This window comes from Brevundimonas sp. UBA7664, assembly GCF_002483305.1.
Lineage (GTDB): Bacteria > Pseudomonadota > Alphaproteobacteria > Caulobacterales > Caulobacteraceae > Brevundimonas.
In genome coordinates, this window is sequence record NZ_DLHQ01000026.1 from 160,534 (window position 1) to 182,379 (window position 21,846).

General features: G+C 69.8%; 19 protein-coding genes. 10 read left to right on the top strand and 9 right to left on the bottom strand.

Annotation, left to right across the window (positions count from 1 at the left end; genetic code table 11):
• The first annotated feature begins 41 nt into the window (after positions 1–41).
• Together B2742_RS06835 and B2742_RS06840 are read left to right on the top strand one after the other, a co-directional pair.
• Entirely contained in the window at positions 42–1,832 is a 1,791-nt protein-coding gene (locus B2742_RS06835; RefSeq protein ID WP_292064368.1) for an autotransporter assembly complex protein TamA, read from the top strand.
• Entirely contained in the window at positions 1,829–6,052 is a 4,224-nt protein-coding gene (locus B2742_RS06840; protein WP_292064370.1) for a translocation/assembly module TamB domain-containing protein, read from the top strand. The genes B2742_RS06835 and B2742_RS06840 overlap by 4 nt, the downstream gene beginning before the upstream one ends.
• Before the next feature lie 3 nt (positions 6,053–6,055).
• Here B2742_RS06840 and B2742_RS06845 read toward each other — a convergent pair whose 3' ends face one another.
• Positions 6,056–6,568, bottom strand: coding sequence for a hypothetical protein (locus B2742_RS06845; protein ID WP_292064372.1), 513 nt, complete (start codon positions 6,566–6,568; stop codon positions 6,056–6,058).
• Between the two features lie 103 nt (positions 6,569–6,671).
• On the opposite strand from B2742_RS06845, the gene B2742_RS06850 reads away from it, so the two are divergent.
• The 6 genes from B2742_RS06850 to B2742_RS06875 are packed head-to-tail and all read left to right on the top strand — an operon-like array spanning position 6,672 to position 12,659.
• Positions 6,672–7,922, top strand: coding sequence for a hydrolase (locus B2742_RS06850; protein WP_292064373.1), 1,251 nt, complete (start codon positions 6,672–6,674; stop codon positions 7,920–7,922).
• Between the two features lie 4 nt (positions 7,923–7,926).
• Complete coding sequence (locus tag B2742_RS06855) at positions 7,927–8,934, top strand: arginine N-succinyltransferase (protein ID WP_292064376.1); 1,008 nt, start codon at positions 7,927–7,929, stop codon at positions 8,932–8,934.
• Positions 8,935–8,942: 8 nt separating this feature from the next.
• The gene (gene astD, locus B2742_RS06860; RefSeq protein WP_292064378.1) at positions 8,943–10,361 is read left to right on the top strand and encodes a succinylglutamate-semialdehyde dehydrogenase; all 1,419 of its coding nucleotides are present in this window, start codon (positions 8,943–8,945) and stop codon (positions 10,359–10,361) included.
• Positions 10,358–11,698: an N-succinylarginine dihydrolase gene (gene astB, locus B2742_RS06865; RefSeq protein ID WP_292064382.1), complete on the top strand. Its 1,341-nt coding sequence runs from the start codon at positions 10,358–10,360 to the stop codon at positions 11,696–11,698. The genes astD and astB overlap by 4 nt, the downstream gene beginning before the upstream one ends.
• Positions 11,699–11,700: 2 nt before the next feature.
• Positions 11,701–12,123 carry a hypothetical protein gene (locus B2742_RS06870; protein WP_292064384.1) on the top strand — a complete coding sequence of 141 codons (423 nt, stop codon included), beginning with the start codon at positions 11,701–11,703 and terminating at the stop codon, positions 12,121–12,123.
• Positions 12,111–12,659, top strand: a complete 549-nt coding sequence (locus tag B2742_RS06875) for a GNAT family N-acetyltransferase (RefSeq protein WP_292064386.1) — start codon at positions 12,111–12,113, stop codon at positions 12,657–12,659. The genes B2742_RS06870 and B2742_RS06875 overlap by 13 nt, the downstream gene beginning before the upstream one ends.
• 67 nt (positions 12,660–12,726) lie before the next feature.
• Here the strand turns inward: B2742_RS06875 and B2742_RS06880 are convergent, their stop codons facing one another.
• Together B2742_RS06880 and B2742_RS06885 are read right to left on the bottom strand one after the other, a co-directional pair.
• Positions 12,727–13,608: a CPBP family intramembrane glutamic endopeptidase gene (locus tag B2742_RS06880; RefSeq protein WP_292064388.1), complete on the bottom strand. Its 882-nt coding sequence runs from the start codon at positions 13,606–13,608 to the stop codon at positions 12,727–12,729.
• Positions 13,609–13,630: 22 nt separating this feature from the next.
• On the bottom strand, positions 13,631–14,515 hold the full coding sequence (locus B2742_RS06885) for an AraC family transcriptional regulator (protein WP_292064715.1): 885 nt from the start codon (positions 14,513–14,515) through the stop codon (positions 13,631–13,633).
• Positions 14,516–14,565: 50 nt separating this feature from the next.
• On the opposite strand from B2742_RS06885, the gene B2742_RS06890 reads away from it, so the two are divergent.
• Positions 14,566–15,855, top strand: a complete 1,290-nt coding sequence (locus tag B2742_RS06890; protein ID WP_292064717.1) for an MFS transporter — start codon at positions 14,566–14,568, stop codon at positions 15,853–15,855.
• On the opposite strand, the gene phhA is transcribed toward B2742_RS06890, so the two are convergent.
• A complete protein-coding gene (phhA, locus tag B2742_RS06895; protein WP_292064389.1) occupies positions 15,852–16,727 on the bottom strand; it encodes a phenylalanine 4-monooxygenase in 876 nt (291 codons plus the stop codon). The two genes, B2742_RS06890 and phhA, sit on opposite strands and share 4 nt — an antisense overlap.
• An 82-nt stretch (positions 16,728–16,809) precedes the next feature.
• Positions 16,810–17,124, bottom strand: a complete 315-nt coding sequence (hspQ, locus tag B2742_RS06900; RefSeq protein ID WP_292064391.1) for a heat shock protein HspQ — start codon at positions 17,122–17,124, stop codon at positions 16,810–16,812.
• A 147-nt stretch (positions 17,125–17,271) separates the two neighbouring features.
• Here hspQ and B2742_RS06905 point away from each other — a divergent pair, with 147 nt between their 5' ends.
• Positions 17,272–18,375 (top strand): Ppx/GppA phosphatase family protein, encoded by a 1,104-nt coding sequence (locus B2742_RS06905; RefSeq protein WP_292064718.1) that lies wholly within the window; start codon positions 17,272–17,274, stop codon positions 18,373–18,375.
• A 354-nt stretch (positions 18,376–18,729) separates the two neighbouring features.
• Here B2742_RS06905 and B2742_RS06910 read toward each other — a convergent pair whose 3' ends face one another.
• Genes B2742_RS06910 through B2742_RS06925 form a run of 4 tightly spaced genes read right to left on the bottom strand, consistent with a single transcriptional unit; the run spans position 18,730 to position 21,845 of the window.
• Complete coding sequence (locus B2742_RS06910; RefSeq protein ID WP_292064393.1) at positions 18,730–19,626, bottom strand: peptidylprolyl isomerase; 897 nt, start codon at positions 19,624–19,626, stop codon at positions 18,730–18,732.
• Between the two features lie 20 nt (positions 19,627–19,646).
• Positions 19,647–20,507, bottom strand: coding sequence for a peptidylprolyl isomerase (locus tag B2742_RS06915; RefSeq protein WP_292064395.1), 861 nt, complete (start codon positions 20,505–20,507; stop codon positions 19,647–19,649).
• 1 nt (position 20,508) lies between these two features.
• Entirely contained in the window at positions 20,509–20,991 is a 483-nt protein-coding gene (gene coaD, locus B2742_RS06920) for a pantetheine-phosphate adenylyltransferase (protein WP_292064396.1), read from the bottom strand.
• 50 nt (positions 20,992–21,041) lie between these two features.
• A complete protein-coding gene (locus tag B2742_RS06925) occupies positions 21,042–21,845 on the bottom strand; it encodes an aminotransferase class IV (RefSeq protein WP_292064398.1) in 804 nt (267 codons plus the stop codon).
• Position 21,846: the final 1 nt, after the last annotated feature.

Genomic DNA, 21,846 nt, shown 5'->3' on the forward strand with positions numbered 1-21,846 from the left:
TGCGACGGCGTCGACCTCCGCGCCCTGACGAAGGTTCCAGCTTGACGCCAAGGCCCGCCCTGTTTTTCGTCGGCACGGCGGGCTTCCTGCTTCTGGCCTCCGCCGCAGCCGCCGACCCGCGCGCCCAGATTCGGGGCGAAATGGACGACGAACTGCGCGCCCAGCTGGTTCGCGCCGTCGGCGAGGTCGATGACCCCCCTTCCAATCGCTTCGAAGCCCGACGCCGCGCACGCGGCGCCCTTGAGGCGGCCGAGGCCTTGCTGCGCTCCGAGGGCTACTACCAGCCGGTGCTTGAGGACGTCGTCGAGGGCGAGGAGACGCCGGTCGCGATCGTCAATGTCACCCCGGGACGCCGTTTCGAACTGGCCGAGGTCCAGGTGCTCTGGGCCGCCCCCGCGCCCGATGCCGAGACCGAGACTGCTGTTCGCGGCGAGATCGGGCTTGTTCCCGGTCAACCCGGCCGCGCGGCTGATGTCATTTCCGGCGAGGGACGGATTGTCGCCGGCCTGACCCGACGCGGCTATGCCGACGCGGAGGCGCGACCGCGCCGCGTCGTGGTCGATCACGCGGCGTTCACGGTCCAGCCCAACTACAGCATCGCCTCGGGGCCGCTCGTGCGGCTCGACGGGGTGCGGCTGGAGACGCGGGGCCCGACCAATCCCGACTGGGTCGCGGGTCTGGCCCCATGGCGCGAGGGCGAGGTCTATGATCCCGAGGATGTCGCCGAACTGGAACGGCGGCTTCTGGAAACCGGCGTCTATGACGGCGTCGGCGTGGCCCTGGCGCCGACCGACCAGACCAATGCCGATGGCCACCGGCCGATCATCGTCACCCTGACCGACCGTCCGCGCCGCATCCTCGAGGCCGGAGCGACCTTCTCGACCGCCGAGGGGTCGGGCGTGGACCTGATCTGGACCTGGCACAACCGGTTCGGGCGGGCCGACACCCTGGTCTGGCAGGCCCGCGCCGCCGATGTGGACAGCCGGCTGGGCGTGTCCCTCAGCCTGCCGCACTGGCGCCGCCCCGGAGAGACGCTCAGGCTGTCGACCGCCCTGCTGAACGAGGACACCGAGGCCTACCGCCGCACCGCCATCGCCCTCGCCGCCGACCTGCAACAGCGGATCGGCAAGACGTCTTATCTCAGCTACGGCGTCGGCCTGGATGCCGGCCAGTATCACGAGAGCCGTTTCGATCCCTTCACCCAGTTGCCGGTCGCGTTCGACCGCGACCTGGTGATCCTGACCGGCCGGGCGAGCGCCTATCTGGACCGGTCGAACGATCCGCTCGATCCGACCACCGGCTGGCGTCTGACCCTCTCGGCCCAGCCCACCGCCGTGGCCGGCGAGGACACGGTGCTGTTCCTGCGCACCGAGGGCCAGGCCACCGCCTATCTGCCGCTTCAGGCCGGAGCGAAGACCGTGCTGGCCGGGCGGGTCAGGATCGGGTCGATCATCGGCGGCGCGGAACTGACCGTGCCCGCGGACCGTCTGTTCTATTCGGGCGGCGGCGGCTCGGTGCGCGGCTTCGAATACCAGGGGGTGGGCCCTCGCCTGCCCGACAACACGCCACGCGGCGGGCTGAGCCTGTTCGAGACCTCGATCGAGATCCGCCGCGACGTCTGGCGCAATTTCCAGGCCGTGGCCTTCGTCGACGCGGGCGCCATCGGCTTCCAGGAGACGCCGAACTTCAACAATCTGCGCTACGGCGCCGGGGTCGGCGTGCGCTACAAACTCCCGTTCGGCCCGATCCGCGCCGACATCGCCGTCCCGCTGGACCGCCGCGACGGCGACGCTGACTTCCAAATCTACGTCAGTATCGGACAGGCGTTTTGACCGAGGTCCCGCCCACCGACGACGCGCCCGACACGCCCGCAGAGACGGCGAAGAAGAAGCGCACGCGGCTCCAGGCCCTCGCCTTCTTCGGCGGCATGGCCGCTGCCGTTCTCGCGGCGCTGCTGATCGTCAGCGCGGTCGGCGGACGGATGTATCTGCTGTCCGACTCGGGCCGGGGGCTGGTGACCAGTTTCGTCGCCGGCAAGAAGATCGGCCGCTATGGCCGGATCAATGTCGAGGGCGTGCGCGGCGACCTGTTCGACGATTTCACCATCGACCGCGTCACCGTCACCGACGCCAGCGGCGTTTGGCTGGAGGCGCGCAAGGTCCGCGTCGACTGGGACTGGTGGCAACTGGTCGCGCGCCGCTTCCACGCCACCGATGTCGAGGCCGAGGTCATCCGCCTGATCCGTCGTCCCGAGGTCGAGCCGACGACGGAGCCCCCCGGGCCGCAACCACTGTCGATCGACATCGACCGGTTCGCCGCCGATGTGGAGCTTCTGGAAGGCTTCAGCCAGGAGTACGGCCGCTGGAGGCTGTCGGGCGAGGCCGACGTCCCGCGCAAGGGGCCCAAGAAGGCCATCCTCAACGCCGCCAGCAACAGCCGGCCGGGCGACTATCTGCGCATCAATGCGACCGTCGGGGACAGCATCGGCGATCTGCGGCTGAACCTGAGAGCCAACGAGGCCCGTGGCGGGCCGCTGGCCGGGGCCCTGGGCTATTCCCCGGACCGACCCTTCTTCGCCACGGCGATCGTCAATGGCGAAGTCATCGACGCGGTCGTGCGCACCGGGGACTTCGTGCCCCTGGTGATCAAGGGCCGCTACGGCGAGACCCGGACGCGGATTTCCGGCTTCGCGGACTTTTCCGGATCGGACCTGCTGGCGCCGTTCGCCGAGCGGATCGGACGCACCGCCCGGTTCGGCTTCGCGACCTCGACCGACAGCGATGACGACGGCCACATCGGCGTCGGCTGGCGGCTCATGGCCGAGAACCTGGACTCCAGCGCCAGCGGCGAGATCCGGCTCTCGGACCGGAGCAGTCCGGAGGGGATCAAACTCGACGTCTCGACCCGGTCGCTGACGCGGCTGGTCGGCCAGAGCGCGGCGGGGCCGGCGGCCTACAAGGGGGTGTTCCGCGGCGATGCGGCGGCCTGGCGGCTGGACGGCTCGGTCGACCTGATCGGCGCGGACGTGTCGAGCTACCGGGCGCAGCGCATCCGCGGGCCGCTGAACATCCAGGTCCGGCTGGGCCGGATGGACATCGACGGGGACATCCGCGCCGCGGGCGGGTCCAGCGCCGGCATTGTCGGCGGCCTGCTGGGCGGCGCCCCGCGCGTGTCCTTCGAGGCGGCGCGCCAGGCGGACGGCGCCCTTCTGCTGGAGCGCATCGACCTGACCGGCGAGGCCCTGACCGTGACCGGTTCGGGCGGACGCAACCTGCTCGGCGCCCTCGGCTTCCGGGGCCGGGCCGAGATCACCGACGTCTCCCGCCTGCGCAAGGGCGCGAAGGGGGCGTTCGGCGGTCCGATCACGGCCTCGATGGCCCGGACCGGCGCCCCGTGGCGGCTGACCTTCGACGGGCGTGGCCGCGGGCTGGCGGTCGGCATGGAGGAACTGGACCGGCTGCTCGGCGCGACGCCCCGGCTACAGCTCACCGGGGCGCTCGACGGCGGCCGTATCGCCGTCGAGCGGGCGCAACTGACGGGCGCCCACGGCTCCGCCGCCGCGCGCGGGCTGATCGAGGGCGACGGGCGGCTGCGTCTGGCCCTGAATTGGGACGCGCGCGGGCCCTTCGGCGTCGGCCCCGTGGCGATCGACGGGGCCATGACCGGCGAGGGCGCCCTGACCGGCACCCTGGCCCAGCCGCGCGCCGATCTGACCGCTGCCTTCGGCCAGGTCAGCGCCGGCGCCCTGACCCTGACCGACGCCGAGATGGTGCTGAGCTTCCGCCGCGGCGCCGACGCCTCGGACGGTCGGATCGCGGTGACGGCGGGATCGAACTACGGCCCGGCCCGGGCCAGCGGAAACTTCTTCCTCGGCGGCGACCGCATCCGGCTGACCGACGTGGACCTGAACGCCGGCGGGGTGACGGCCCAGGGGGCGATCGCCCTGTCGAACAATGTCCCGTCCAGCGCCGACCTGACCTTCACCGCCCGGCCGGGCGCCTTCCTGGCCTCGGGAACCGCCGACGGCCGGATCCGCCTGACCGAGGGCGCGGGGGCCGAGACGGCGATCCTCGACGTCACCGGCCGCAATGTGCGGCTGGCGGGATCGACCTGGATCATCCGCACCCTGAACCTGAACGGCCGCGGCACGCTGGAGCGCCTGCCGTTCACCCTGAACGCCGACGTCGGCGGGGCCACGCCGGTGTCGTTCGACGGAACCGGCGTCTATTCCCGCGACGGCCCCGCCCAGTCGATCGTGCTGGAGGGCGCCGGCCGGGTGCGCGAGATCGCCTTCGCCACCCGCAATCCGGCGGTGATTGCCCTGTCCGGCGACGGCCGGGTGGCGCGCGTCGATCTGGGCATCGGCGGCGGGGTGCTGCTGGGGGAACTGCGCCAGGATTCGCGCGCGGCCATCATCGAGGCCAATCTGACCAGCGTCGACCTGGGCTCGCTGATCCAGGACATGCGCGGGCGGCTGACGGGCCGGCTGTCGCTGCGCGGCGCCGGCGACGACCTGTCCGGCTCGGCCAACATCACCCTGGACGACATCCGCAGCATCGACGCGCCGCGCGGCATCGCGGTCGACGGCACGCTGAACGCCCTGCTGCTCAACAACACCCTGCGCATCCAGGCCAATGCCGCCGATGGCGACGCAGTCCGCGCCGTCGCCGATATCACCCTGCCGGTCGAGGCCTCCGCCGCGCCCCTGCGCCTGGCCATCGTCCGGACCCGCGACTTGTCCGGCGAAATCTCGATCCAGGGCCAGATCCAGCCGATCTGGGACCTGCTGGCCGGCGGCGAGCGCTCGCTGGCGGGCCAGATCGACGCCACCGCCACCCTGGCGGGGTCCCTCGCCGACCCGCGCATCAACGGACGCCTGAATCTGCGGGAGGGCACATTCCGCGACAGCGCCACCGGCGTCCGCCTCGAGAACGTCACCCTCGCCAGCCGCTTCGACGACACGACCGGTCTGGTGGAGACCTTCAGCGCCAACGACGGCGCGGGCGGCTCGGTCAGCGGCAACGGGCGGATCGGCCTGAAACAGGGCTCCGGCTCCAGCTTCCAGCTGCTGTTTAACCGCTTCCGCATCATCGACAACGACATCGCCGAGGCCAAGGCCTCCGGGCCCCTGACCGTGACCCGCGGCGTGGACGGCAACATCACGCTGAACGGCGAAATGGATATCGACGAGGCGCGCATCGAGGCCAATCCGCCCGGCTCGACCGGAATCGTCCGGATGGACGTCATCGAGATCAACAAACCCGGCGGCGACATTCCCGAAGAAGAGCAGAACCGCCAGCGCGGCCTGCAGTTCGGCCTCAACATCGCCCTGCGTTCCCCCGGCGGCGACGTGCGGGTGATCGGGCGGGGGCTGAATGTCGAGATGAACGTCGATGCCCGGGTCACCGGCACCATCGCCCGCCCGGTGCTGGGCGGAACGGCGCGGGTGGTGCGGGGCGACTATGATTTCGCCGGCAAGCGGTTCGTGTTTGACGAGCGGGGCACGGTCAGCCTGTCGACCAATCCCGAGCAGATCCGGCTCAACCTCACCGCCACGCGCGAGGACCCGGCCCTGACGGCCACCATCCGCGTCACCGGCACGGCGGCGCGGCCCGAGATCGTGCTGAGCTCGACCCCGGACCTGCCACAGGACGAAATCCTGTCCCAGGTGCTGTTCGGGCGGTCGGCGTCGCAGCTGTCCGCCTTCGAGGCGGCCCAGCTGGCCGCCGGCGTGGCGGCGCTGGCCGGCGGCGGCGGCTTCGACGTGATCGGAAATTTGAGAGAACTGGCGGGCCTCGACCGGTTGTCGTTCGGCGGCGAGGCCTCGAGCCTGACGGTAGCGGGCGGGCGCTACATCACCGATGACGTCTATCTCGAGGTCATCGGCGGCGGCGAGAACGGCGCGGCGGTCAATGTCGAATGGCAGGTGCGCCGCAATCTGACGGTCAGTTCGAAATTCGGCGGCCAGGGCGAGGCCAGCCTGTCGATCCGCTGGCGCCGTCAGTCCCGGGAGCCGGGCGCCGGTCGCGAGGACCGACGCCCGAACCGCTGATCTCTACTGGGCGGCGGCCATCCGGATCCGGTTGAGCGCACCGTTGCCCCGGATCGAGGCGATGTGGGTGATTGCGGCGACCACCATCAGGACGATCGTCATTACCGTCAGCCACATCGGCTGGGCCGAGGCTATCGCCGGCATGAAGAAGGCCAGGCAGGCGGTTCCAAAGCCCCAGATCACCAGAATCAGGAAGATGATCGGCAAGACCCCGTTCGGCTTGCGCCACTGGACCGCCGCCAGTCCCAGCTGGAGGACAACGAGAACGCCAGTCACGACCATGCCCGTCTGGGCCTGGCTCGCCATCTGTTCCGCCGAAGGCGCCTGGCCCAGCATCTGTTCCACCATGCCGCTGGCCGCAGCGATCCCCTCCTCGGTAGACGCATACCAGCCGGCGACGACCTGATTGATCGCGCCGATCACCATGCCGACGGCGCTGACGCGTGCCGCATCGAGCGCTGCCTGCTCGGTTGCAAGGTTGGCCGTCGGATTCGACGCCTTGATCCAGTCAGTCATTGAGTAGTCCCTCCCTGAAGATGGCCGAGCCTAGACCGCTCGCGCCCGGGGCGGAAGCTACCTGGCTTCACCTTTGCGGCCCGGGCCGCTAGGGTCCGCCCGCATGCGGATTCTGCCCCCCGACCAGTTCGTGCTCGACCATGTCGCGGCGCGCGAGACCGCCATCGTGGGGCGGGCGATCACATGGGCGAACGTCAATTCGGGCAGCCGCAACGGCGAGGGGCTGGCGCAGGTTCTCGCCCTGCTTGAGGCTGAGGCCCGGCGCCTGCCGGCCGAGGTGGTTCGCATCCCGACGCAAGGCTCGACCACGGTGGGCGACGACGGCGCCGTCCGGACCGAGGCCCACGCCGACGCCCTGAAGATCACCGCCCGCCCCGACGCCCCGGTCCAGGTCGTGCTGACCGGCCACTACGACACCGTCTTTCCCACGGAGAGCGGGTTCCAGACCGTGACGACCCGCCCCGACGGCGCCCTGAACGGCCCCGGCATCGCCGACATGAAGGGCGGCATCTCCGTCCTGCTCGCGGCGCTCGAGGCGTTCGAAACCCATCCCGACCGCGAGCGCGTCGGCTGGACCGTCCTGTTGTCGCCCGACGAGGAGATCGGCTCGCCCGCCTCGGCGCCCCTGCTGGCCGAGCTCGGCGCCCGCGGCCACATCGGCCTGACCTATGAGCCGGCCCTGGCCGACGGGACCCTGGCCGGGGCGCGCAAGGGCAGCGGCAACTACCATCTGATCATCACCGGCAAGGCCGCCCACGCCGGTCGCGCCTTCCACGAAGGCGCCAACGCCGTCGCCGGCGCCGCCATCATCGCCGCCCGCCTGCACGCCCTGAACGGCCAGCGCGAGGGCGTGACGGTCAATGTGGCGAAGATCTCGGGCGGCGGGGCGCTGAACGTCGTCGCCGACAACGCCGTGGTCCGCTTCAACGTCCGCGTCCCCGACGCCCAGGCCTCCGCCTGGATCGCCGAGACGGTGCGCGGCATCGCCGCCGAGCCCCCCTTCCCCGGCCTGACGCTGGACCTGCACGGCGGCATGACCCGCGCGCCCAAGCCGATGGACGCCAGCCAGACCGCCCTGTTCGAGGCCGTGCGCCAGACCGGCGCCCTGCTGGGCCAGACCCTCGCCTGGAAGCCGTCGGGCGGGGTCTGCGAGGGCAACAATCTGCACGCCGCCGGCCTGCCCAATATCGACACGCTCGGGGTGCTGGGCGGCGACATCCATTCGGACCAGGAGTTCGCCTGGCCCGCCAGCTTCGTCGAACGCGCCCAGCTCAGCGCCCTGATCCTGTGCAAGATCGCCTCGGGCGAGATCGATGCGCTGAAACTCAAAGCCCTGCGTCTGGAGACGATCTAACCCCATGCTCGTCGTCCGACCCGCCGGCCCCGCCGATCTCGACTTCCTGCTGGAGCTGGCCATCCTGTCCGGCCCCGGCTTCACCAGCCTGCCCGAGGACCCGGACCAGCTGGCCGAGCGTCTCGACCTCAGCCGCGACAGCTTCGCCGGCAAGCTGGAGCCGCAGCAGCGCTGGTACACCTTGATGCTGGAAGAGACCGAGACCGGCGATGTCGACGGCATCGGCTCGGTCAAGGCCGCGGTCGGCCTGAACCGGCCCTTCTTCTCGTTCCGGGTCGTGACCAACACCCAGTCGTCGCCCTCGCTGGGCATCAAGCTGGAACAGAAGACCCTGGTGCTGGTCAATGAATGCACCGGCTGGACCGAGGTCGGCTCGCTGTTCCTCAAGGCCGACCGGCGCAAGGGCGGCGCCGGACGCCTGCTCAGCCAGTCGCGCTACATGCTGATCGGGGCCGAGCCGGACCTGTTCGCCGACACCGTCCTGGCCGAGTTGCGCGGGGTCTTCACCCCCGACGGCGGCTGCCCCTTCTGGGACCATGTGGCGCACAAATTCTTCCCCATGGACTTCGACGAGGCCGACCGGATGACCGGGTCGACCGACAAGCAGTTCATCCTCGACCTGGCCCCCCGGCATCCGATCTACATCGACCTGCTGCCCGAGCCGGCGCGGGCGGTGATCGGCAAGGTGCATCCCCAGGGCGTGCCGGCCATGGCCCTGCTGGAGAGCGAGGGCTTCCGCCCCAACGGCCTGGTCGACATCTTCGACGCCGGACCGACCGTCACCTGCGACCGCGACAACATCCGCACGGTGCGCGACGCACGGCGGTTGACCGTGGCCGTGGCCGCGGAGGTCGAGGCCGAATTGCCTGCCCTGATCTCGACCGACAGCGCCGCCGGTTTCCGCTCGGTGCGACAACGCGCGGCGGTCGACGGCGATGTCGTCACCCTCACCGCCGAGACGGCCGATACGCTGCGGGTGCGGGCCGGTGACACCGTGCGTGTAAAGACGTGAGCGACAGCATGACCCAGTTCAAATCCATCGACCCCGCCACCGGCGAAACCGTCTGGGAAGGCGCCGCCGCCTCACCCGCCGAGGTCCAGGCCGCCGCCGACCGCGCCCGCGCCGCCTTCCCCGACTGGGCCGACCGGTCGCGTCAGGAGCGGATCGACGCGGTCAAACGCTATCAGGCCGTGCTCAAGGCCCGCGCCCCGGCGATGGCCGAGGCGATCAGCCGCGAGACCGGCAAGGCCCTGTGGGAAACCACCGCCGAACTCGGCGCCATGGCCGGCAAGGTCGACATCTCGATCCGCGCCTATGACGAGCGCACCGGCGAGCGGACGGCCGAGACCGGCTTCGGCCACGCGACCCTGCGCCACCGCCCGCATGGCGTCGCAGCGGTGCTCGGGCCGTTCAACTTCCCCGGCCACCTGCCCAACGGCCATATCGTCCCCGCCCTGCTGGCCGGCGACACGGTGGTGTTCAAACCCTCGGAAGAGACGCCCCTGATCGGCCAGCTGATGGCCGAGGCCTTCGCCGAGGCCGATCTGCCCGACGGCGTGGTCAATGTCGTCCAGGGCGGGCGCGACACCGGCGCGGCCCTGCTGGACAGCGGCATCGACGCCCTGATGTTCACCGGCTCGGGCGCGGCGGGCGCCCATTTCCGGCGCAAATTCGCCGACGATCCGCATGTGATCCTGGCGCTGGAGCTGGGCGGCAACAATCCGCTGGTCGTCTGGGACGCCGCCGACGCCGAAGCCGTGGCCGGGATCGTGGTCCAGTCGGCCTTCGTCACCACCGGCCAGCGCTGCTCCTGCGCCCGGCGGCTGATCGTGCCCGAAGGCCCGCAGGGCGACGCCATCGTCGCGGCCGTCGACGCCATGGTCGACCGGCTGATCCTCGCGCCGTGGAACTCGACGCCCGAGCCCTACGCCGGGCCGCTGATCTCGCAAAAGGCCGCCGAAGCCGCGCTGCAGGCGCTGCAGGACCGGATCGCCATGGGCGCCAAGGTGATCCGCGCCTCCGGCCCGGTCGGCAACCTGCCCGCCGCCTTCGTCAAACCCGCCATCATCGACGTCACCGGCGTCGACGTCCCCGACGAGGAGATGTTCGCCCCCTTCCTGTCGGTGACCCGCGTGGCCAGCTTCGACGCCGCCATCGCCGAGGCCAACGCCACCCGCTACGGCCTGTCCGCCGGCCTCGTCAGCGACGACCCGAAGACCTGGGACCGCTTCATCCGTCGTATCCGCGCCGGCGTGGTCAACTTCAACCGCCCGACCACCGGCGCCGCCGGCGACATGCCCTTCGGCGGTCTGGGGGCCAGCGGAAACCATCGCCCCAGCGCCTACTACGCCGCCGACTACTGCGCCTATCCGGTGGCGAGTTTCGAAGCCGGGGCGGTGAAGAACATCGAGAGTGAGATCAAGGGGTTGAGGTCGTGAGCTCGCTCGCTGTCGAAGCCAACGCCGACGGCCTGATCGGCCCGACCCACTCCTATGCGGGCCTGTCGCCGGGCAACCTCGCCTCCAGCCTCAACAAGGGCGAGGCGTCCAACCCCCGCGCCGCGGTCCTCCAGGGTCTCGACAAGATGAAGACCCTGGCCGACCTCGGCCTGCCCCAATACGTCCTGCCGCCGCACGAGCGGCCGAACATCCCCTTCCTGCGCAGCCTCGGCTTCACCGGGACCGACGCGCGCGTGCTGGAACAGGCCTGGAAGGCGGCGCCGTCCTTCGCCGCCGCCGCCTGTTCGGCCTCGCCGATGTGGGCCGCCAACGCCGCGACCGTGACGCCCAGCGCCGACGCCGCCGACGGCCGGGTGCATTTCACCCCCGCCAATCTGGTCACCAACCTCCACCGCTCGCTCGAGCATCAGCAGACGAAGCGGGCGCTGGACGCCCTCTTCCCCGACCCCGACCGGTTCGCTGTCCACGACGCCCTGCCCTCCGTCGCCCACCTCGCCGACGAGGGCGCGGCCAACCACGTCCGCCTGTGCGCCGACCACGGCGCGCCCGGCGTCAATCTGCTGGTCTGGGGCCGCGAGGCCTTCGAGCCCTGGGCCGACGCCTTCCCCGCCCGCCAGACGCGCGAGGCCTCCGACGCCGTCGCCCGCCGCCACGCCGCCTCGGGCGTCGTGCTGGCGCGCCAGTCGCGGGCGGCCATCGCCGGCGGCACCTTCCACAACGATGTCGTCTGTGTCGGGGCGCTGGAGACCCTGTTCTTCCACGACCTGGCTTTCGAAGACACGGCAGGGACCAAGGCCGCCATCCGCGCCGCCGCCGGCGACCGGTTCGAACCGGTCTTCGTCGAAGTTTCCTCCGCCGACCTGCCCCTGGCCGACGCTATCTCCTCCTATCTGTTCAACTCCATGCTGGTGCAGATCCCCGGCGAGGACCGCCTGACCCTGATCTGCCCGACCGAGACCCGGGACAACGCCCGCAGCCACGCCGTCGCCGAGCGGCTGGCCGGCTCCAACGGCCCGATCGGCCGGGTCGAATACGTCGATGTGCGCCAGTCGATGCGCAACGGCGGCGGCCCCGCCTGCCTGCGCCTGCGCGTGGTGCTGACCGAGGCCGAACAGGCGGCGACCAACCCGGCCATGCGATTGACCGACGATCTGCACGCCCGGCTCTCAGCCTGGGGGGCCGCCCACTACCGCGACCGCCTGACCCCCGCCGACCTCGCCGATCCGGCCCTGCTGGACGAGAGCCGCGTCGCGCTGGACGAACTGACCGGCCTGCTCGGCCTCGGCGGCGGCTTCTATCCCTTCCAGCGAGCCTGAGCATGCCCGCCAACGCCTGGCTCATGGCGGGCGGCGTCCTCAGCGGGGCGGCGTCCATCGCCCATCTGGCGGTGATCGTCGGCGGCCCACGCTGGTACGACGCCTTCGGCGCCGGCCGTCGGATGGTTCGGCTGGCCGAGCAGGGTTCTCCGGTCGCGACCGCCATCACCCTCGGCATCGCCGCCGTGCTCGCCATCTGGGCGGCCTACGCCTTTTCCGGCGCCGGGCTGATCCCGCGCCTGCCTCTGCTCAGACTGGCTCTGACCGCCATCACGGCCGTCTATGTCCTGCGAGCCTTCGGCTACATCCCGGCCCTGATGGCCGCCGGAGCGCCGGTCGGGACCTTCGCCTGGGTCAGTTCGGCGATCGTCCTTCTCTTCGCCATCGTCCATGTCATGGGGACCCTGCCGCTATGGCGCAGCTGACCCACCGCATCGCGACCGAGGCCGACATCCCGGCCCTGGTCGCCCTGATGGATCGCTCGATCGCCGGCCCCCTCGCCGCCTTCCTGACGCCCGACCAGATCGCCGCCAGCCGCAAACTGATGGGCATCGACAGCCAGATCATCGCCGACCGCACCTATGTCATCGTCGAGGCGGACGGCGTCCTTGCCGGCTGCGGCGGCTGGAGCGGGCGGATCACCGAATACGGCGGCGACCACACCCCCGGCCGCGAGCCCGCGCCCCTGACGCCCGGCGTCGACGCCGCCCGCATCCGCGCCATGTACACGGCGCCCGAGTTCGTGCGCCGGGGCGTCGGCCGGTTGATCCTCGGCCTGTGCGAAGCCGCCGCCCGCGCCGCCGGCTACGACCGCGCCGAGCTGGTCGCCACCATGGGCGGCGAGCCGCTGTACCGGGCCGCCGGCTATGCCGAGATCGAGCGGTTCGAGGACGACCGCGGCGGCGCGCCCGTCCCGCTGGTCCGGATGGGCAAGCGGCTGACGACTGGCCCTTCCCGCTAGCCCGACCAGGTCCCCGGGCCGGCCGTCGGGAAAGCCGATCCCGTCCGGTTCGCTCGCCGGCGCCCGGTCAGGCCTTGCGCGGCCGTAGAAGGAACGCGATCCCGATCAGGAAGAGGACGCTGCAGATCCAACTGCCCTCAGGCCCCACATCGCCGCCCGTCAGCCGGTCCGGGCCCTGCGGAATCAACCGGACAATCAGGGCAGGTAGATCAATCACAAAACCGGTGACCGGCAGTTCGAACCCGATGGACAGCAGCCAGTTCCAGCCGATGTGCCAGCCCATCACCCCCCAGATGTTTCCCGCCCGGATCGCCCATAGGCAGGCGAAAACCGAGAACAGGACCGAGCTCAACATGTCCGGCCAGGCCTGTCCCGGGGACCAATGCAGGAAGGTGAAGACCAGGGTCGTGACTACCACGGCTGCCAGCTGGCCCCATTTTCGGGTCACAACCGACAACAGCCAACCGCGGAATATGAATTCCTCGACTCCGGCCTGGATCGCAAAGCAGACCAGCAGAAGGGCCATGCTGCCGAGCGCTGTGGGCGAGGATAAAGCCGGCCCGAATTCGCCCACCTGATAACCGCCGGCGAACCCGATGGAGGCGACGACCGCAGAGATGGTCACGCATCCGATCAACAGACCCCGAAACAGGGTCGTCAGGGGCGCCGGACCGGTCAGGCCGACGGTCGACAGCGGACGCCGCTCGACCAGCCAGATCCAGGCGAGAACCATCAGGCCATTGAGGCCGAACGCGACAACGAGGAAGGCGTACATGCCGTTGAGGCCGATCGGACCGCCCTCGGCATCTTCCAGCCCGAGGCTTCTCAGCCCGGGCGAGGGTATCAGAACGGAGGCGATGACAAAGGCGATGAACAGAAGGGGTGCGAGAATTCCCCAGGGAAGCCAGCCTTTGTGGGGTTCGGTTGAGAAGATCGTTCTTGAGGTCATGAGCCTGAGTAGGCCGACCGCGTCAGACGCGAATAGAACGATCGTGCGCGGGCGTGATGGCGTTCAACCAGGCCATCGGCGCAAGGCCGTAGGTCTTCCGGAACTGACGGCCGAAATGGCTCTGGTCGGCGAATCCGCAGGCCGCGGCGACCTCCGCGCCGGCCAGACCTTCGGCCAGCAAGGCCCTGGCTCTCTCCAGCCGGCGCAGGATCAGGTAGCGGTAGGGACTGGAGCCGAACAACGCCCGGAAATCTCTCGAAAGCTGCCAGCGATCGTGACCAGTGACCTGCTCCAGTTCGGTCAACGAGAAGGTCGTGTCGAGGCAGTCGTCAATATAGTCACGAGCCATCCGCGCCGCTTCCCAGCTCGCGCGGCGGATCACCCGAACACCGCCTGACGCAGCTTCAAGCGCACCCGCGACCCCTACCAGCGCGTCCTGAGACTCCAGCAGGGACAGAGGCCGATCCAGATCGGACAGGAGCGCGTCGATTGCCGCTGCGAGCCTTGGATCACCGGAAACACCCCCGTCGATGAACGGTAGGGTCCGCCCACCCAGGACGTCCTGCAGGTCAGTCGGCCGGATATAGGCGGCGCGATACCGGAAGGCCTCTCCGTCGCCTGACCTGCCGTCGTGGAGTTCATCGGGGTGCATCACGACGATCTGCCCCGGCAGTGAATGACGCGCTGCGCCACGATAGTCGAAGGTCTGAATTCCCCCGAGGGTCACCCCGACGGCATAGGTGTCGTGGCGATGCGGCCCGTAGGCCACGCCAGTGAAACAGGCTTCGATCCGGTCGATATCACCGGGCGCCTTGAACAGCCAGTTTTTTGAAGTGTGGATCAGGGTCGATTTCCCTTCAGACCTTATGGCGGCCGATAAAATCACAATCGGCGGGAAAGGCAGCATGAACACGCCGTCACCTTTCGCCCGCGCAGAAGGACGCGTATTTGCGTTCCATGACCTCGACCGCCATGACCCCCGCCCGCCGACTGCGCAACATCATCGGCGGCTCGGCCGGCAATCTGGTCGAATGGTTCGACTGGTTCGCCTATGCCGCCTTCACCGTCTATTTCGCGCCGATCTTCTTCCCCGAGGGCGACAGCACCGCCCAGTTGCTGAGCGCGGCGGCCGTCTTCGCCGTCGGCTTCCTGATGCGGCCGGTCGGGGCCTGGGTCATGGGGGTCTATTCGGACCGCAAAGGCCGCAAGGCTGGCCTGACCCTGTCCGTGACCCTGATGTGCACCGGCAGCCTGATCATCGCCTGCACGCCCGGCCATGCGAGCATCGGCCTGGCCGCCCCGGCCCTGCTGCTGTTCGCCCGCATGTTGCAGGGGCTCAGCGTCGGCGGCGAATACGGCTCATCCGCCACCTATCTGTCGGAGATGGCCACGGCGAAACACCGCGGCTTCTGGTCCAGCTTCCAGTACGTCACCCTGATCTCGGGCCAGTTGCTGGCCCTGCTGCTGCTGATCGTGCTGCAGAGGACCATGGCCGAGGCCGATCTGGCGGCCTGGGGCTGGCGCATCCCCTTCTTCGTCGGGGCGGCCCTGGCGGTGGTGGTGTTCTGGTTGCGCCGCCGGCTGGACGAGACCGCGGCCTTCATCGCCAGCGATGCGAGCGAAGCGCCGAAATCCAGCGCCCTGCTGCTGATCCTCAAACATCCCAAGGAGGCGCTGATGGTCCTCGGCCTGACCGCCGGCGGGACCGTCGCCTTCTATACTTACACGACCTATCTGCAGAAATTCCTCGTCAACACGACCGGCTTCTCCAAGACAACCGCGACCGAGGTCAGCGCCGCGGCCCTGTTCGTCTTCATGCTGCTGCAGCCCGCCGTGGGGGCGCTGTCGGATCGGGTCGGACGACGGCCGGTGATGATCGCCTTCGGGGTGGCGGGCGTGCTGTTCACCGTGCCCATCATGACGGCGCTGTCCGGCGTCGAGAGCCCGTTCACGGCTTTCCTGCTGGCCATGACGGCCCTGATCATCGTCAGCGGCTACACCGCGATCAACGCCGTGGTGAAGGCCGAACTGTTCCCGGCCCATATCCGGGCCCTGGGCGTCGCCCTGCCCTACGCCATCGCCAACGCCCTGTTCGGCGGCACGGCGGAGTATGTCGCCCTGTGGTTCAAGGCCGAAGGCATGGAGAGCGCCTTCTTCTGGTACGTCACCGCCCTGATCGGCGTGTCGCTACTGACCTACATCCGCATGCGCGATACGGGCCGCAACAGCCTGATCACGCACGACTAGGCCGCAAACCGCCCCCCCCGCGACGCATAGGCCTGGGTGCCGCGCGTGAAGACCTGATCGGTCGGCAGGATGGCGTCGATGGCGATATCCGACGCGCCCTTCAGGCGTCCATAGATCGGTCCGAAGTCCTGCAGCGTCTCGCGCTTCAGCTGTTCGATGGAATCGATGACGAAATAGACCTGCTGGAAGTCGTCGATCCGGTAGAGGGTCCGCATCACCCGCTCGAGGTCGAAGCCGAGCCGGTTGGGCGAGGCATCCTCCACCGAAAACACGCTCTCGGTCGCCGACGAGACGATGCCGGCGCCGTAGATGCGCAGGCCGCCCGCATCCTGCATCAGCCCGAACTCGACCGTGTACCAGTACAGCCGGGCCAGGTTCTGCAACACGCCCAGCGAGGCGGCGCGCTGCCCGCCCTTGCCATAGGCCTCCATATAGGCGGCGAAGTCCGGGTCGCTGAGCATCGGCACATGGCCGAAGACGTCGTGGAAGATGTCCGGCTCCTGCAGATAGTCCAGCTGGTCCGGCTTGCGGATGAACTGGCCCGACGGGAAGCGGCGGTTGGCCAGATGGTCGAAGAACACCTCATCAGGCACCAGGCCGGGCACGCAGACGACCGTCCAGCCGGTCAGGGCCTGGAGCTTGGGGTTCATCACCGCGAAATCCGGGATGCCGCCCGTGTTCAGGTCCAGCGCCGTCAGCCCCTTGAGGAAGACGTCGGCGGCCCGGCCCGGCAGGATCTTCATCTGCCGCGCGTACAGCGTGTCCCAGGTCCGGTGCTCGACCTCGGTATAGGCGGCCCAGTCCTGCGGGATGGTCCAGTCGGCGGCGGCGCCTTCCGGCGGCGCATCGAACACGTGTTCGAAGTCGGACATGGACCTGCTCCTGCAACCTGCGGGCTCTGAAGGACCCTTGGCGACAATCTAGGCCCGTCGCGCCGCACACGCCAGCGCCCGCCTAGTGAATGGCGTGGGCCCGGGGCGCATGACGGCCATGGGAATCGACCGTGAACCAGCGGCTTTCCGCCTCGCGCGTCAGGGCCGACAGCTCCGGATCTTGCTCCAGCGCGGTCTCGGCGGCATAGGCGATGAAGCCGCCGTCCGGGCCGATGGCCAGCACCTGATAGAAGGGCTGGTCCGGCCGGACCTCGCCCGTCTCGCCGGGCAGGCCGGCATAGGCCGGGTCGATGTCGATCACCACGCCGCGAAAGGCGGCGTCGCGGTGACGGACGATCTGTCCGAGGCCGAATTTTGCGACAGTTGACTGGGTCATGATCACAGACTGCCTGACCCGACCTGAGCCTTATCCGCGTCACGCCGTTCATTTTCGCGACAGACACGCTTGGCGCGGAGCTTTGCACCGCTCTAGAGTGTCCGGGACGGGCGCCGTTTCGGACCGCCCACCTTGAAAGTTCGGCCCATGCCGGAGACCGACGACGCGCCCCCGCGCGGCGACCGGTCCCAGCCCCCGGGCTCCAACGGAACGCGCGCCCGCGACGGCGCCGCCGGCGGACCAGGGGCGTCAGGTCGCGAGGCGACGCTCTATGGCGCGCTCGACCTGGGGACCAACAATTGCCGGCTGCTGATCGCCCGGCCGGCGCGCGACGGCTTTCGGGTCGTTGACTCCTTCAGCCGCATCGTGCGCCTGGGCGAGGGCCTGTCCCGCACGGGCCGGCTCGATGACGCCGCCATGGACCGGGCCTATGACGCCCTGGCGCTGTGTAGCGAGCGGGTGGCGCGGAAGGGCGTCGATTCCTCGCGCCTGATGGCTGTGGCCACCCAGGCCTGCCGCCAGGCCGACAACGGGGCGGATTTCATCGATCGGGTCCGCCGGGGCACCGGGCTGAAGCTGCGCATCATCGACCCGATCGAAGAGGCCCGACTGGCGGTCCGCGGCTGCCTGAACCTGTTCGATCCGTCGGTCGAGGCGGTGCTGGTGGTCGACGTCGGCGGCGGGTCGACGGAGCTGAGCTGGCTGTCGAAACGCGGCGACGCCTTCGTTCTGGAGGGCTGGATGTCGGCCCCCGTCGGGGTCGTCACCCTCGCCGAACGGCATCCCGAACCCACCGCGGGTCTGGACGGCTGGTACGAGGCCATGGTGGCCGACATGGGCGCCGCCATCGCCGAGGCGCCGGTCGATCCCTCGTTGCGTGAGCTGTTCGTCAGCGGCCGGGCCCATATGGTCGGCACCTCCGGCGCGATCACCAGTCTGGCCGGCATCCATCTCGGTCTGCGGCGCTATCAGCGCAATCTGGTCGACGGGCTGTGGATGACCCGGGGCGATTGCGAAGCCGCCGCCATGACGTTGAGACGCCTGGGCGCGGAGGGACGCGCCGCCGAGCCCTGTATCGGCCCCGACCGCGCCGACCTGGTGCTGGCCGGCGCCGCCATCATGGAGGCGGTGCAGCGCGCCTGGCCCTCGGAGCGGGTAAGGGTCGCCGACCGCGGTCTGCGCGAGGGCCTTCTGCTGCAGCAGATGCGCGAGGACCGCAAACCCGCCCGCCGCCGCCGCGGCCGGTCCTAGACCAATCGTCGCCTGGGCTGACGCGACTTCCGTTCCCCTGCGCCTGCGGTCGCTGGTTCATCGCAAAGGGCACGAAGGAAATCACGAAGGACACAACGGGTTCTGAGCGGATGACAGAGCCGAATCCGCCATCAAAGCTTCGGGAAAGCCCTTGGACCGTCGCCGGCATTACCCGGATGAAGGCGGCGAAGCCGCGATACGGGTCAGTGAGGCAAGGCGCCTGACCGGGACGCATCCCCGGTCCCGTCGTGTCCCATGTGATTCCCTTTGTGTCCCTTGTGATGAACCTCCCGATCGCCGCACCCCGCCCGGACGGGATACCGCAAGCCAGATTCAACTCGGCGGACAGAGGTCCTAGTTGACGACCTGAACCGGCAGGGTCACGTCGCAGACCGAGAAATCGGCCCCGCGCGCCGCGCGCGTCTCGTCCACCAGCGTTCGGAATCGCGGCGAATCGGTCGCCAGAACCTGCACGCCCGGCCGCTCGACCTCGGGGATGTCGGCGGCGACGCGGACGCGGGTCATCCGGTCGGGATCGGCCGTGACCATGCCGTTGTCGCCGTCGCCGACCCTCAGCGTGCGCACGACGTCCAGCCCTGACACCGTCATGCCCCAGACCGTGTAGCGCTTGTCGAGGGCCGGATAGGCCTGGCGCATCAGGAAGAACTGGCTGTTGGCGGTGTCATTGCCCTCGTCGCGGGCCATGCCGGCCACGCCCGGGCAGTACAGGCCCCAGCCGTGCACCTTGCCGTCTCCGGTCAGGGCGAAGGCCGAATCGGGCTGGGTCTGGACCGGCAGGGAATGGAAGAAGCCGACCCGGGCGCCGGTCGGCTCCGCGGCCGACGCGAAGGGCATGGTCGGGTCGCGGCGGAAGGTGAATTCGGCCTTCAGGTCCGGATACGGGCTCTGGCCCTCGCCATTGCCCAGCGGGTCGCCGGTCTGGGCCATGAACCAGTCGATCACCCGGTGCCACGGCGTGTTGTCGTAGAAGCCCCGCCGCGCCAGCAGCTTGATCCGCTCGACGTGCAACGGCGCCACCTCCGGCGTCAGTTCCACCAGGATGCGGCCGCGCGTGGTGTCGATGACCAGCAGATTCTCGGCCGGGACCGCGCGCCACTCCGATGCCGCCATCGCCGCGGCGGCGGGGGCGGCGGCGGGGGCGGGCGGCGGCGGGGGTCCGCCGACGTCCTGGGCCAGGGCCGACGCCGGGATCAAGGCAAGCAGGGCCGCAAGGCCGGTGATGGTCTTCATCATATCCTCCCCAGGGTGGATCATCCCCCCGTCACCTGGACGGGCGGCTGGACGTCACAGATGGTGAAAGCCGTGCCCCGCTCGGCCCGGACCTGCTCGACCAGGGCGGCGAAGGCGGGGCTGGCGGGCGTCATCACCCGGACCACGGGCCGCTCGGCTTCCGGCATGGCGGCGGCGGTGCGGGCGCGGGTCATCAGGTCCGGATCATCGACCCTGCCGTCCGCCCCCCGCGACCCTGTCTTCAGCGCCACGACCGCTTCCATGCCGTCCACGACCCGGCCGAACGGCGTGTAGAGGCTGTTCAGACCGGCGTTGGCGCCGGTCATCAGGAAGAACTGGCTGTTGGCGGTGTCCGGACCCGAACTGCGCGCCATGCCCGCAACGCCGGGACAGAACAGGGCCTGGCCCGCCGCCTTGAAGTCCGCCGTGACCATCATCTGGGCGTCAGGCTGGGTCAGAATCGGCATGGACCCGGCGATCCCGAGCTGGCCGGTCGCATCCGTCATCAGATTGACGAACCCGAAGTCGCGCCCTCTCCGGAACATGAACTCGCCCGGCACGTCGGGCAGGTCGCTGCCGCCCATGCCGGTGCCGAGCGGATCGCCGGTCTGGGCCATGAAGCCTTCAATCACGCGGTGGAATTTCAGCCCGTCGTAGAATCCGCCGTCGGCCAGGGTCCGCACGCGTTCCACCGACTGGGGGGCGATGCGCGGATCCATCTCGACCAGGACCCGGCCCTTGGCGGTGTCGATGACCAGCAGGTTCTCGGGCGCAACGGTGCGCCAGTCGGACGCCGGCGCGGCCGTCTGGGCCGCGGCCGGGACGGACGCCGCGAGAAGCGCGATCGAAAACGCGCCGGCGGTGGTGATCTTGAAGCTCATTCTATCCCTTGACCTTGGCCCGCACCATTTCGGCGACGGCGGGGCTGACGAAACTGTCGATCGCGCCGTCCAGTCGGGCGATCTCCTTGACCAGGCGTGAGGCGATGGCCTGGTGCCGCGGATCGGCCATCAGGAAGACGGTCTCGATGTCGGCATTGAGGCGCTGGTTCATCGCCGTCATCTGGAACTCGTATTCGAAGTCGGCCACGGCGCGCAGGCCGCGCACGATGATTCCGGCCTCCAGTTCCTCGGCGAAATGCATCAGCAGGCTGGAGAACGACCGGACCTCGACCCGGTCGCCCAGATGGGCCACCTCGGCGCGCACCATCTCGACGCGCTGGTCGGTGGTGAACAGCGGCCCCTTGTCGTCATTGCGCGCCACGCCGATGACCAGCCGGTCGACCAGCTTCACGGCGCGCCCGATGATGTCCATATGCCCGTTGGTGACGGGGTCGAATGTGCCCGGATACAGGCCGATGCGCATCACGATCCTCCCCGCCTTTCCAGCGGTTTAGCAGGTGAGGTCCGACCGGCCTAGATCGGTTGGACCGGATTGGACGCCCACGCGGCGCGGAGGCGGTCGATCAGGACCGGCGACGTGGCGAAGGCGCGCTCGCCGATGGCCGCCACGGCGCAGGCGGGCGTGGCGCTGTTGCACAGGAACGCCCCGTCGAATTTCGCCAGATCGCTGACGTGGACGGGCTCGTCCCTTTGGCTCAGCCCGACACCCTCCATACCCCGCTGAAGAAGCGCCTGCGCCACGCCGGCCAGCATGGGAGCCAGGGGCCAGACCACCTCGTCGCCGACCGTGAATCCGATATTCCACAGACTGCCTTCCGACACCCGGCCCTGCTCATCCGCGAACAGGGCGTCGTCGAAGCCGGCTTCGCGCGCACTCCGTCGGGCCCGCATCAGGCCGAAGGTGGCCGCGTGTTTCAGATGCGCCACCTCCCGCGCATAGGTCTGGAGCTGGAGGCGGGCGCCGTCGGCCAGCGGCAGGGGCGGATCAAACGCGCCGATCATCACCTTCGGACGCCCGCGCCAGCCCGGCTCGCGCATCGAGAGCTCGGGTGCGAACAGGCTGACCCTCAGCCAGCACTGTTGCCGCGCGCTGATGGCGTCACGCATCAGGGCCCGCATTCGCGCCTCGCCCACCGGCTCGCCGAACAGGTCCACGGCGGACGCGTCGAGCCGGGCCAGATGCAAGTCAAGCCCCCGGACCCCGCCCGCCTCCACTCGAAACGAGGTGTAGGCCCCGTAGTTGAACAGGGCCTGATGGGTCAGGTCAGCGAATCTCGCCGGTTCGCCGTCGACGCGAAGGTCGTGGGCGACGGCCATG